A 12872-nucleotide genomic window follows, 5' to 3' on the forward strand; every position below is an offset into this window, starting at 1 on the left:
AACATTAAGGTGCCAATTACCACCATTTTTAGTCCAAAGTGCGTGCGTTATTAAGCGACAATTACGGTGGCCGGTCTAGCGACAATTATCTTGGCCGGTTGATCTGATAAGGTTCGGTACAGCAGAACGGAGGAGTTCACTGTGCCGGGAACACGAATCACTGATCAGCAGGTCACTATTTATATGAAACATAGAAAACGTAATAGCCAAGTTATCGCGGCTGCGAAAGCAGGTATTTCAGAACGTTCAGCAAGGCGCATTGATAAACTGGATGAGCAGCCATTGTCTAATAAACGCCAATGGCGAACGCGTATAGATCCACTTGAGTCTATCTGGGACAGTATTGTTGTCCCTCTACTTCAAGGTGATGCAACGTTAACTCCGGTGGGAATTTTTGATCACCTTTGCGAGTTTCACACCGACAAATTTAACCCTAGCTCACGGCGTACATTAGAGCGTCGAATTCATAAATGGCGGGCACTGTATGGCTCAAGTAAAGAGGTCGTATTCCTGCAAACACACGAGTATGGCCTATTAGGTATGTGTGATTTTACACATGTGAAGTCACCCGTTACCATTGCTAGTGAACCCTTAAAGCATATGTTGTTTCATTATCGTATGCCCGCCAGTGGCTGGGCTTACGCCCAAGTGATCTACGGCGGTGAAAGCTTTGCTGCTTTTTCTGATGGCGTGCAAAACGCATTTAAAGCAGCCGGCGGTGTGCCTAAAGAAGTGCGTACAGACAGTCTGAGTGCCGCCTATCGTAATCACACTAATGATAACGATTTTACAGAGCGCTTTAATGAATTAGTCACCCATTATGGCTTTAAAGCGACCCGCAATAACCGCGGTATTGCGCATGAAAATGGGGCTATTGAGAGCCCTCATGGGCATCTTAAATCGCAACTGGAGCAAGCATTAAAAATCCGTGGTAGTTATGACTTTCAGACAAGAGAAGTCTATGAATCGTTTGTTGCCGACATTGTAGCTCGCCGTAATCGCCGTGTAAGTGATAAATACGCAGTAGAGCAGCGACAATTACATGCTTTACCACGGACGATGAGCGTCAATTACACCGAGCATTATCTAACGGTGTCACGTACGAGTACTATTTCATTGAAACGTGTTACCTATAGCGTCCCGTCACGCCTTATTGGTAGCCGATTACTGGTTCGTTTATATGACAACCGTTTAGAGCTGCACTATGGCAGCGATTTAGTTCAAACGTTAGCGCGTGTCTATGCTTCTAAAGGATGCCGTGCACGTAATATTAGTTACTTGCATGTTATTGACGCACTGGTTAAAAAACCATTGGCATTTCGCTACTCACAACTACGTGACGACTTACTTCCAAGCGACAATTACAAAGCTATTTGGGAATACGTTAATGCCCACCTTTTAGCGGATGAAGCGAGCTATTACATGGTAAAACTGCTCCATTTAGCAAAACAAAGTGGGTGCGAACGTCAATTAGGACGATTTGTAGCAGCGTCAATTACTCAGCGACAATTACCGGCCATCCGAGAATGTGAAGCGCAATTTTTAGTGATTGCATCAAACATACCCACAATAACAATAAAGCAACACAGCTTGAGCGCTTATAGCAGCATGATACCGGGAGGTCTACATGGATAACTTCACGGCCTCGTTACCTTTAATGCTGAAACAATTAAAGCTTAGCACCATGCTTCAACAGTGGAATACCCTGGGCAAAAAAGCGATAGAAGAACAATGGAGCCCACAGCAATACTTATCTGAGCTGTGCCATATTGAACTTGCGACACGCGATGATAAACGCCTTCAGCGGCTTTTAAAAGATGCAAAATTGCCCGTGGGTAAACACCTTAGCAGCTTCGACTTTACCCTTGTTGATGGGGTTAGTAAGCCCCTTGTTGCTGATTTAATAAATCAGCCGGATTGGTTGAAGCACGGTGGCAATATATTGCTATTTGGCGCCAGTGGTCTTGGTAAAACGCATATCGCCAGTAGTATCGGTTATGGCCTTATCGAGCAGGGCCATAAAGTTAAGTTTGTTGCCGCGTCAGCGATTGTTCAACAACTCCAGCAAGCAAAGCGACATTTACGCTTGCAAGACGAACTTGTAAAGCTCGATAAATACAGCTTATTAATCGTTGATGACGTTGGTTACGTACGAAAAACGGAACAGGAAACGAGCGTGCTGTTTGAATTGATAGCCCATCGCTATGAGCGACACAGCATGATCATCACATCAAACAAATCATTCGAACAATGGGATGAACTATTTGATGATTCAACGATGACTGTAGCGGCAATAGATCGCTTGGTTCATCATGCAACGATTATTCATTGCGAAGGTGAAAGTTACCGACGCAAAACAGCGCTCAATAAGAGCAAATAAAATTCGGTGTCAACCGGCCAAGATAATTGACGCGGAACCGGCCAAGTTAATTGACGCTAGATAGTGCGCTTTTTTATCATTAGCAATTATTGATTCAAGCATCATATGTTCATGGTTCCCAAGCACCATATGTACGCCAAGGGTCGAAAAAGTATTGAGTAGTTTTAAGCTGTCATTACCACGGTCAATAACATCACCAAGAGAAATTAAAACATCTTTTTCTTTATTAAAGTTTACCGACTTAAGTGCATAGTGAAACTTTGCTAAATCTGCATCTAAATCACCAATAACAAATATGCGTTTATCAGCATTAATATGAAGAGACTGTTGAGTTGGTGATTTCAAAATTGCGTTAGCACTAATGCGCATCAAAATAAAAGACTCCAAATGAACTGAACAATTTATATTAACATTGGTTTAATGTAATTTCTAAACCCTTATAAAAAAACTGACACGAAGTTGGGTTAGTAGAGGCTTATAAACAAGGTAATGACAACATTAAAACGAGATCTTTATCTTATTTAACATAATATAAATTATGGGCTATTAGTTAACTAACGAAACTTAAGCATTTCTTGATACCACTAAGTCCAATACTGCCAGGAGTATATAGCTGTAATATGTATTTAACTTTTTAACCATTTTAACTAGCTGATTTTTAGTAATTTAATCAAACTAAGGAATAAACACACTATGTATATATAGCCCACTAAGTCCAGTACTAGACGGTATCGGACTTAGTGGGCGTAGAAAAGAATGTTGACGATATAGATAAGTTACTGCAATCATATCTATAGCAGTTGAAACAACGCATGTATGTGAATTGGGAAATGTAAAAAGCTTTATAAGATTTAAGATCTCAGGCACCATATTGTCATTACAGTTTACTGCTCACTATCCGAGGTTGGATAACGAAACTTAACCCAAGCAAGCTGTTTTTTATATTCGTTCTTCATCATATCTATCACGAAATAAGCTAAGCGATTCATCACCATATGCAATGTAACGATTAAGTAAAGACTCTAAGGGAGCATTTGGGTCATGAAAAACTGAGGACACACCATTAGTAACAATATCTTCGGGCAATTCGCGCTCACGCAACAAAATGACTCGTCCTGCAATCATTTTATGGTAAAATAACATGTCACCTATTTCGATGGGATTGAACTCGCAGTTTTCTGTAAGGTTGTAAATTGACATATCAGCAATAAGATAAAACAGAGAAATTGAAGTTTTTAAATATTCATGAAAAGTCCAACCCTTCGGTAATAAGAAAATATCAACAACTGATCTATTAAATAATAGTTGTTGATAGTTTCGTTTAGAGTTATACAAGAATCCATTTACTTTCTCACTATCTAAATAAAATGTAGCTATGGGAAAGGCAAATTGATCACTTTTATTTACTACCCCTTTATGACGATATTCTTGAGCCCCTGACTTTGAGTGAAACTTAACTACTGGATTGTTAATCCTATTCTGTTTATGCGAATAGAACCCATGCCATGAAATATAAGAAACATCCAGAAAGTGGAATTTATTTTGTTTTATATTAATAAACCCATTAAATCTGTCCCTTTTAGAGCACTCGATGATAACATCTGATTCCCCATATATTGGAGACTGCCGAATAGGCGCATCCTGAACTTTAATTGCTAATACCACTGTTCCATTTTGTGATCTTAAATAAAACTTATTACTCATTCAGTACCTCTGAGAATATAATGCTTTGCCAAGAGGCAAGTGAGCATTGCTGGACGAAGCCCTGTTAGTATTTGTCCCTGCTGTGCTTTTTTAACTCGGTAATCCCCCTGCCCTAGCACATCATCTATTGAATTGAGTTGACTTTATTTATTGTACAATTTTGAAAACTGTTTAGCATATGATCTTCAGAATAGGGGTTTTAGTGCATTTTTCAAAGCCTGAACTTTTATTTCTTTAAAGCAATTTCCTTTGGCGAGAAAATGGCCGAATTATAACAGCTGGCCATCTAATCTGAAAAATTGCATTTATTATCCGAATTTAGGAAAGTATTGTCACCCTCAGCTAAAGAACAAAACTTAGATTCAATCAACGTGCCTATCCAAAGAAAAATTATGACAGCAAAGATTGAAACTCACTTTTGGACAATTTCGAGTTAGAGCCTAAGGTCAGCTTTGTGCCATAAGCGGACTGTCGCACCTTAGACTCTTGTTAAGTTACCTTTAAACTTATATTTTGAAGTTCATCTCTAATGCTTGTCAGATGTTTATACTTTGTTTTGACCATTAACGAAAAGGTGAGTATTGGATACAAAATCGTACTGCTAAATCCTTCTTTGAATTGGTCACCATCTTCATGGCTTTCTAAGCACTGCCTTATTATTTCTATGTCTTTACCATTTGGACAGTTGGCACTATGTAACAATAACGCTCCTCTAGACTGGTCTGAGAAATATAAACCGATATAGTCTACGATTGATTTTTGCAGGCTTTGATGATGGTCCAAATCGAAGTTAGCTAATATAAATTTGAGCTCACCCACAAACTCGTCTTCGTTATTGTAAAATGCTTCAATTGAAGTGGTAAAACCATTCTTATACTTTAATGAAATATCAAACATACCGACAAGATCTTTTTCCTTGAAGTCTTTATTCAATTCCAATGATGCTCCTTCCCTATTTACAACAGGAGTTGTTACTTCAAAAAAAGAGTGTCTCATGTTGTTAAATACCCATGAAATGGCATTAGAATAAGCTTTTAGCTTTCGGTCATTTTCTAATTGAGCTTGAGCTTTTAATGCCGCTTCTGTCTTCTTTTCAACTTTTTCAGCATAGTTTGACCAAGCAGCGTTAATAAGCATGCCCAGAATAATAATTCCTAACAATGCTTGTATTGAAATAACTACCTGCATGAGCTCAGAAGTAGGAAGAATATCTCCGTAACCTAGCGTCGTAATTGTGACAACACTAAAATATAGAGCGCTAACTGGAGACAGCTCTTTGTTAAAGTTACACAACTCTTCAGGCGAGCAGAAAAAATAAATAAGGGCAAAAAATATAATGCATACAAAGTATGCAATAACTAATTTCTTAACCGAAGTAGAATTTATACTCATACTATCCCTGGTAAGTTAACAAATTTATCAGAGGACACTTTCCCTATTTTAGCGCGAAAACATCCTTATTTTATGAGCTTATATTAATAGCAAATAGCGTAAACTATTGCCAGATATAAATATTATACTTTTTATAGCCTATATAAACATGTAAAAAAGAGGAACGTTTCCTCTTATTCTTACTAAGTTACTGACAACTCACCTGACTGACTGCTTATCGCTCACAGCCAAACTTCTCCAAAGTGCCATGAGCACCCCTTCAAGGCGTTAACCTGAAACTTTGTTGGGTGGCGCCTTCGGCTTAACCAACCTACCTTTTGACGTTACGGGGTAGGTCGGATAAGTGGCGAAGCCACGCCATCCGAAAAAATGATGAGTTTACTAGAAACAGCCCGACTTACCGCGTTTAGCTGCGTTTTAAAATTGGCAATACTTCTGCTGTTTCAGAATCTAACATTTCCAAAACGCTTTCAAAATCATGTATAGGTGACCAACCTAATTTCTCACGTGCGGACGATGAATCATATACGCGATCTAAGCATTGAGGTAATTGCCAATTTCTTTGTTTAAATGCTAGCGCGATTTCTGGGCACTTACGCTTGATGACAGATCCAGCTTCAGTATATAAAGCTTCGCAATCAGAAAGATGAAAAGGTGTTGCACCTGAAATTATAAAACGATTAAAACCGTTTAAACGTTTTTCCACAGCACATAAATGAGCACTTGCTACATCTCGAGCATCAATACCACGAGTCAGACGAAATACCGCCATTAAATCCGCAGCCTCAGGAAAACATCTCGACATTTGCAGCACAGTCACTGGAAGCTGAAACAGGTTTGAAATTTCTTTTAGCTTAGTTTCAGCATCAATTTTACTTTTATGGTAAATCGACTTAGGTTGCGGAGTAACCTCCTCATTAATCCAACCTGAAATACCTTTCGGAGTCGAAGCATAACCGTACAACGCAGTTGTACTGGTAAAAATAAAGTGCTTAATACCTGCTTTTACGCCAGACAAAGCCAGTTTCTCAGTCGCGTCTACGTTGATAGATTTAAACTCAGAATCAGGCACTAAACCAACATGAGGAGCATGAAGAGCCGCTGTATGAATGATGACATCAATATTTTCAAGAATCCCATCAATCAGAGCACTATCACGAATATCACCAATGTAATCGGCTGTTGAACAAGGTGTTTTATCAATACCGACTACGTTATGTGTTCGCATTAATTTAATATAAATCGCACGCCCTACTCTACCCGCAGAGCCTGTTACCAATATTCTCATTTACAGCACCTTCTTAATGATTTACCTCAAAGCAGCTAACAATTTAATAGTGTGCAAATAGCGTATTTATTTGCTATTGCTAGCTCATCTCTACATGGTTTTAACAAATTACCTAAGATATTACTAAGTTTTCTAAAGTTTTTATGTAAAGTTAAATGAAACAATGTACGAGCGCCGCTCATTTCCTCCAATTAATGAGCAAACAACATTGAGCAATCTGTTAACTATTATATTTAGTCAATCGCAATGACTGCTCTTCGCTCAAAGCCGCCCTTAGAGTATTTACGTTTACTTATAAAGGGGCAATCCAAAACTTGCCTCTGGACATAACTGAGTTATAGAGATTACTAAATTAGCGTCTAACGAATTACTGTGGCATAGCAAGCTAGGGACAAATGCGCAAAATGATCCCGCTATTGATTAACTAAAATTTCATAAGTGAAAGTTACATGCTCGGGTACATACTGTTCAGTATTAATTTCACGTTGGACTTCTTCGATAGTCAAAACACAGAGAGCACCCTCACTATTCAAGAGCACGGCTTTTTGTCCGACAGTAGGGGTGATTGTTCGACCGGGGGTTAGAAAAGAATCGACTGTTGAGGGGGTAAAGTTTGGAGTTGTTATTAGCCCCACAGCTTTAAGACCACCGTCAGTGTATACATAGACACTATTTCCTGAACACCCACTGAAATGAATTTTGAACTGGTACTCACCATTTCCAACGGTATAACCTGAATGCTCTCGATAGCGAAAAGTTACACGCCCACTTAGAGCTGGGTTTGCATAATTACCAGAGTCTTTAAGAACATCAATCCGCTCAAGTCGCGCTGCTCGTTTATGAACGACCGAGATAGGTATCGCATGTTGTTTGTCTGCGGGAAGTCCTTCAATCCATCGCCATACTGCGTCTATCTGGGTTGATCCTGGATATCTCCTAGCATCAGGGTTTGAGTTAAAATCAAAACCTTTAGGACTTTTAGCTTTTAGCCAACGAGGCAATCTATAGTTAGGGTTTCTAACAAAAATAACGGACAGCCATGTGTTTGGTTTACTCTCAAAAACACTGCTTATCCATTCTGTCTCAATGCCAACTCCTGATGTTGGGGCGTTGTCTGCACGTTCAACATAATTTTCATCAACAACTAAAAGTACATGAGAAGCATCGGTTACTTCTTGCATGAAGCCGCTTAAACTCGAACCATAGTCGACTGCTTCGTCAATTTTCACCGTGTAACCCATTAAATGAAGTTGGCTTGCGAGTAGGTGAACCCACTCTTTATGCTCATTTGACGTCCAAGCGTATGAAATAAATAAATCCGTTTTCATTTGAATGTGTTTTCCTTATGTTCGTGACATATTGTTTAAATGCAATAGTAAACATAACCTAAATTCGGATAATAAGTGCAATTTCTCAGATTAGATGGCCAGCTGTTATAATTCGGCCATTTTCTCGCCAAAGGAAATTGCTTTAATGAAATATAAACAGCTGACACAAGAAGAAAGATACCAGATTTACGCGTTAATAAAAGCAGGAAATAACCAAAAGCAGATAGCTGAAGAACTAACTCGTTCACCGTCATCTATTTCTAGAGAGCTAAAACGCAATAAAGGACTTAAAGGCTATCGGCCTAACCAAGCCAATAACTTTGCTGAACAAAGACGTAAGTCATCTTTCAAAGCAAGTAAGTTAACAGAGGACGTCACTCACTGGATTAATAAATTGTTGCATGACGGACTTTCCCCTGAGCAAGTGGCAGGCCGCTTAGCTTTAGAGAAACAGGTCGTTTTACATCATGAAACAATTTATCAATATATTTACAGAGACAAGGCTCGTGGTGGCAAGCTACATAAGACACTCACTCGTGCATGTAAAAAGTATAAAAAACGCTATGGAAGCTATGATAAACGTGGACAGATAGTTAATCGAGTCAGCATTGATGAACGCCCAAGTATTGTGGATTCAAAGTCTAGGATTGGTGATTGGGAGGGCGATACAGTGATAGGTAAAGGGCGTAAAAATGCGCTTGTCACAATGGTTGAACGTAAAACGTTATATACAGTCGTTCACAGAATTGAAAGCAAGCATGCGAAAATAACAGCCGATGCGCTGATCACGTGTATGACACCATATAAAGGTAAGGTTATTACCGTGACGTTAGATAATGGAAAAGAGTTTGCTCACCATGAGCATGTTGCACAAAAATTAGAAGCTGATGTGTATTTCGCTCATCCCTATTCATCATGGGAGCGGGGCATAAATGAGAATACCAACGGCTTACTTAGACGCTTCTTCCCCAAGGGAACTGACTTTATGGCGCTAAGTGAAGCAGAGATACAGGCGGCAGTTGATAAGCTCAACCATCGGCCAAGAAAAACAAGAGGGTATAAAACCCCTCATGAATTATTTACGGGGCAATCAGAAGTTCTGGTGGCTGCATAATGATTGCACTTAATACTTGAATTCAAGTAAAGAGAATTTAAAAGCTACTCAGACTAATGACAATAAGCACAAATTCATCAAACTGCTTCTCATCTTCGGATTACGATTTGTTAGTTTGAATATGTACCAAGGCAGCACAAACAATCACACTCCCTAGCTCGAAAAGGGGCAAAAGCTTGTTAGAACAAAAGGCAGACTGCGACAAATAGCATCGAAAAGTTTCGAACGTTATTGTCATGGTTTTAGTATTTATTGTCGAGTTTCATACTTTAATGTTATGAATCCCTTAAAGTGTAACTATTGCTTGATGTTCTAAAATACCTGTTCATACTGGTTATTAACACAGGTATAGAGTAATGGTTATGATCGTACTGAAATCCACATCTGACTTTGAGATAGAAAGCGTCAAATACCCCAATTTCCCTTTACTGACTTGGGAGACTGATAATTCAGATCTAGGGATTGAATCTGGAAACCTTTGTGTAGAGGCAATGCAGTTCTTGATCTATGAGTGCCTAAAACGAGGTCGAGTGAATAGTGAGAACACTTGGTGGACGTATGGCAATCATTTAGCTCAATTCCTGACATTCTGTGAGCAGAACAGTTTGGATTGGCGAGATATTTCAGAAAGCAGTGAAGATGAAATGTTAGTCAGTGCTTATCGTGACCTTTGTGTTGGTGAGTTTGGCATGTCGGTTAATTCAACCAATCAGCACTTACGAACGATAGTGCGTTTCTACTCCTATGGTGTTGGTAAGTGGTTTAAATCATTGCCTTACTCTCTAGAATCCGTTTCAGTGAATAAAGGGCAGCAGTTTCTAGCTCATACCGAAAGAAATGGTGGTAAGAAGTACAGCTCTGATTTGATGATGAAAACCTTTGAGAAGAAAGCTAAGTTTTTGTCAGCTATTGAAGTGAAAGAACTGCTATCTGCGATTGAAAATCCAACCTTAAAGCTGATGGTTCGCTTATGTCTACAGACAGGTATCAGACGTAAAGAGCTGTTGTTGTTTCCGTTGCACGTAATACGAAAGCCAACTGGAAATCGAGCTTACTACGAGGTCAATATTTCGCGAACCAAAGGTGAGAAAGAGCGTAAGATACACATTCCAACACGACTGATGGAAGACTTGTGGCGTTATGTCAATGAGGCTCGTTTTCGGAAGCAGCAAGAGTCAGGAGTGGTATCAGACTGCTTGTTTTTAACGTCTGATGGTCAAGAGTGGACTTCTCAAGGCTCTGCTTTTGGTAAGGCTCTCAAGTCGCTTAATTTGCCCTTTCACGTATCACCGCACATGTTAAGACATACTTACGCAACGCACATGCTAAAAGGAATGCTAGAACATAAAAGCAGCAGATTTGAACCCTTGATGTACCTACAAGCTCGGCTTGGGCATTCAAGTATCACAACCACAATGAAGTATTTGCACTTGGTTAATGATTTAGTCGATGACTTTTCGATTGAGTATCAGCAACAAGTTGATGCGATTGCGTAGGTAAAGTATGGCTAGGCAAAGAAAAAAACTGTCGATTAACAAAGACAAGCTAAAGAAAACGTCGGCAGTAGAGCCAACTATTGACACTACTCAAAATCGAGAAATAGTCCGACCAATCAACCCTGTTGTGAATTACCCCAATATCGGTTCAAAAGGTGGTAATGGTTCTAACATTAATTTTACTCGTTTCTATGGCAAAGGTTATGACGACATTACAAATCGAGTGTACTACACCGCAAAAGCTCTGCTGAAAAATACCGATGCTCTTAGCGAGGAAACTCAAAGAAGTTATTTTAATAGTGGTTTTTCCCATTTCGCTGAATACCTTACATTATTTAGGTATTCAGCGAGTGAGGACTTAACACAAGCAGATATTACACCAGAGTTGATCGACCAATATTTACTGCACCTTAAAGGTAGTGATATTGGGTATAACACCCAAAAAGGTTACTACACTCATCTCAAGTCAATGCTGATACACATGAGGGACAAGGGCTATTGGTCAGTCATTGGTTACATCAACCTAAACAGTGATTTCTTTCCTAAGAGCCCATTTCCAAATTCAAGTAAACGTGCAAAGGGCGAGAAACCTCTGACTTCCCATGAAAAAAGGCAGGTGGTAGTTGCGCTAAAACAAGCAATTAAGCCGATTTATCAAAAGACCGAACCACTAACAGGTTATCAGTTAACACTGTGTTTGTTAGCTGTGGCGATTCAGACAGGCATCAACACATCTCCGCTTCTCAATATGACTACCGACTCATTGACCGACCACCCACTTAAAGATTGCCGCAAGCTCTTAACCGTATTCAAAAAAAGAGGCAACACCACGCAATTGCACAATTTACGAAAATCACAGGAACTTGAAGTGGTGCAAGGAATAAAGCTTGATGTTGCTTATCTTATTGAGGCTATCATTGTAATGGTCTAATGAAACTGGACAGGTTTATAGCGTAAAATGAGCTAAACCCAAAAGGTATCACTATGACCAGAAAATCAAAAGTAACACTCAGTGCACAACAAAAACTTGAATATGCCAAATTAATGGTAGAAGAAGGTTATACCAATAAGCAAATTGAAGAGATGTCTGGCGCAGGAAAGTCAGCAGTATCACGTTGGAAGCAACAATATCTATCTGAGCTAGATGGTAAGAGCCCGGGAAATGTACAAGCACTCACACCAGAACAGCAACGTATTCAATTGCTAGAGAAGCAGCTACAGCGAGCTTTAAGGGATAATGATATATTAAAAAAAGCCACCGCTTTCTTCATTCGCGACAATCAAAATTTAAAGTAATTAAAGCGTTGAAGAAAGCGACCCCAAGCTATACGGTATCTGAGTTGTGTCGTGCTTTAGAAGTCAGTACAAGTAGTTATTACTATGCGCCCGTCGCGCCAAATAAGTCAGAGCAGGCACTGCTGGAGTTAATTAAATCTATCGCTGACGATTCTGGTTATACGTATGGTAGACGCAGAGTGAACGTTGAACTGAATGCGTTAAATCATACGATTGGAATATATAAAACAGCGGCACTGATGAAAAAGTTGAATATAAAAGCCATCAGGCCGAAGAAAAAACATTACTACCCTAACTCAGGTGATGAACATAAGTACGCACAGAACCTCTTAAAACGAGAGTTTAACCCTGATTCACATAACACGCATTGGGTCGGTGATATTACCTATATCAGGAACCATCAAGGGTGGAGCTACTTGGCCTGTGTGTTAGACTTATCAACGAGGGAAGTTGTAGGGTATGCCTTATCAACAAGCCCAAATGCTGAATTGGCTATAGCAGCATTGAATAATGCTATTAAGCGTCAACAGCCGGTTCTTAATCAACTGATGTTTCATTCCGATCAGGGGTGTCAGTATTCTGCGGCCTCGTTTAGAGCTCGGTTATCACAACTAACTATAACGCAAAGTATGAGTCGTCGAGGTAATTGTTGGGATAATGCAGTAATGGAGCGATTTTTTAGAAGTTTAAAAACAGAGCGACTGAATCGCCTGTCATTTATAAATCATCATTCAGTTATAAGTGAGGTGGACAATTATATTCAGTTTTACAATTACAAACGTAGGCATTCTACGCTTAATTATATGACGCCACATCAGAAATATAATGAATTAAAAAATGCCGCTTAGAATCTCTACAGAATTTGTTGACCATT

11 protein-coding genes are annotated in these 12872 nt (G+C 39.4%); 6 read left to right on the forward strand and 5 right to left on the reverse strand.

Features of this window, described 5'->3' with window-relative positions; genetic code table 11:
- Positions 1-141 precede the first annotated feature (141 nt).
- Both istA and istB read left to right on the forward strand, forming a co-directional pair.
- Complete coding sequence (gene istA, locus ACT3S9_RS07365; protein ID WP_443490040.1) at positions 142-1635, forward strand: IS21 family transposase; 1494 nt, start codon at positions 142-144, stop codon at positions 1633-1635.
- On the forward strand, positions 1628-2380 hold the full coding sequence (gene istB / locus ACT3S9_RS07370; RefSeq protein WP_208835222.1) for an IS21-like element helper ATPase IstB: 753 nt from the start codon (positions 1628-1630) through the stop codon (positions 2378-2380). The genes istA and istB overlap by 8 nt, the downstream gene beginning before the upstream one ends.
- A 9-nt stretch (positions 2381-2389) precedes the next feature.
- Here the strand turns inward: istB and ACT3S9_RS07375 are convergent, their stop codons facing one another.
- The 5 genes from ACT3S9_RS07375 to ACT3S9_RS07395 form a co-directional block, all read right to left on the reverse strand.
- Entirely contained in the window at positions 2390-2749 is a 360-nt protein-coding gene (locus ACT3S9_RS07375) for a metallophosphoesterase (RefSeq protein WP_444750853.1), read from the reverse strand.
- Between the two features lie 570 nt (positions 2750-3319).
- Positions 3320-4084: a hypothetical protein gene (locus ACT3S9_RS07380; protein ID WP_443487903.1), complete on the reverse strand. Its 765-nt coding sequence runs from the start codon at positions 4082-4084 to the stop codon at positions 3320-3322.
- A gap of 489 nt (positions 4085-4573) precedes the next feature.
- Entirely contained in the window at positions 4574-5476 is a 903-nt protein-coding gene (locus tag ACT3S9_RS07385) for a potassium channel family protein (protein ID WP_444750854.1), read from the reverse strand.
- Positions 5477-5882: 406 nt separating this feature from the next.
- The gene (locus ACT3S9_RS07390) at positions 5883-6764 is read right to left on the reverse strand and encodes an NAD-dependent epimerase/dehydratase family protein (RefSeq protein WP_444750855.1); all 882 of its coding nucleotides are present in this window, start codon (positions 6762-6764) and stop codon (positions 5883-5885) included.
- A 413-nt stretch (positions 6765-7177) separates the two neighbouring features.
- Positions 7178-8092: a toll/interleukin-1 receptor domain-containing protein gene (locus tag ACT3S9_RS07395; protein WP_444750856.1), complete on the reverse strand. Its 915-nt coding sequence runs from the start codon at positions 8090-8092 to the stop codon at positions 7178-7180.
- 145 nt (positions 8093-8237) lie between these two features.
- Between ACT3S9_RS07395 and ACT3S9_RS07400 the strand changes: the two genes are divergently transcribed.
- From ACT3S9_RS07400 to ACT3S9_RS07415, 4 genes are all read left to right on the forward strand, one after another.
- A complete protein-coding gene (locus ACT3S9_RS07400) occupies positions 8238-9206 on the forward strand; it encodes an IS30 family transposase (protein ID WP_086959932.1) in 969 nt (322 codons plus the stop codon).
- A 491-nt stretch (positions 9207-9697) separates the two neighbouring features.
- Positions 9698-10702 carry a tyrosine-type recombinase/integrase gene (locus ACT3S9_RS07405; protein WP_444751102.1) on the forward strand — a complete coding sequence of 335 codons (1005 nt, stop codon included), beginning with the start codon at positions 9698-9700 and terminating at the stop codon, positions 10700-10702.
- A gap of 7 nt (positions 10703-10709) precedes the next feature.
- Positions 10710-11633, forward strand: coding sequence for a phage integrase SAM-like domain-containing protein (locus ACT3S9_RS07410; RefSeq protein ID WP_444750857.1), 924 nt, complete (start codon positions 10710-10712; stop codon positions 11631-11633).
- A gap of 53 nt (positions 11634-11686) precedes the next feature.
- A protein-coding gene (locus ACT3S9_RS07415) for an IS3 family transposase (RefSeq protein WP_086962489.1) occupies positions 11687-12846 on the forward strand; the annotation gives its coding sequence in 2 pieces (ribosomal slippage) (positions 11687-11960 and positions 11960-12846; 1161 coding nt in all).
- Positions 12847-12872: the final 26 nt, after the last annotated feature.

This window comes from Pseudoalteromonas sp. AOP31-A2-14, from assembly GCF_052378035.1.
Lineage (GTDB): Bacteria > Pseudomonadota > Gammaproteobacteria > Enterobacterales > Alteromonadaceae > Pseudoalteromonas.

Excerpts from the sequence above, each read along its gene's own strand:
- ACT3S9_RS07385 (WP_444750854.1), bottom strand. The coding sequence starts at position 5,476 with ATGAGTATAAATTCTACTTCGGTTAAGAAATTAGTTATTGCATACTTT.
- ACT3S9_RS07395 (WP_444750856.1), bottom strand. The coding sequence starts at position 8,092 with ATGAAAACGGATTTATTTATTTCATACGCTTGGACGTCAAATGAGCAT.
- istB (WP_208835222.1), top strand. The coding sequence starts at position 1,628 with ATGGATAACTTCACGGCCTCGTTACCTTTAATGCTGAAACAATTAAAG.
- ACT3S9_RS07405 (WP_444751102.1), top strand. The coding sequence starts at position 9,698 with ATGCAGTTCTTGATCTATGAGTGCCTAAAACGAGGTCGAGTGAATAGT.
- ACT3S9_RS07400 (WP_086959932.1), top strand. The coding sequence starts at position 8,238 with ATGAAATATAAACAGCTGACACAAGAAGAAAGATACCAGATTTACGCG.
- ACT3S9_RS07380 (WP_443487903.1), bottom strand. The coding sequence starts at position 4,084 with ATGAGTAATAAGTTTTATTTAAGATCACAAAATGGAACAGTGGTATTA.
- ACT3S9_RS07390 (WP_444750855.1), bottom strand. The coding sequence starts at position 6,764 with ATGAGAATATTGGTAACAGGCTCTGCGGGTAGAGTAGGGCGTGCGATT.
- ACT3S9_RS07375 (WP_444750853.1), bottom strand. The coding sequence starts at position 2,749 with ATGCGCATTAGTGCTAACGCAATTTTGAAATCACCAACTCAACAGTCT.
- ACT3S9_RS07410 (WP_444750857.1), top strand. The coding sequence starts at position 10,710 with ATGGCTAGGCAAAGAAAAAAACTGTCGATTAACAAAGACAAGCTAAAG.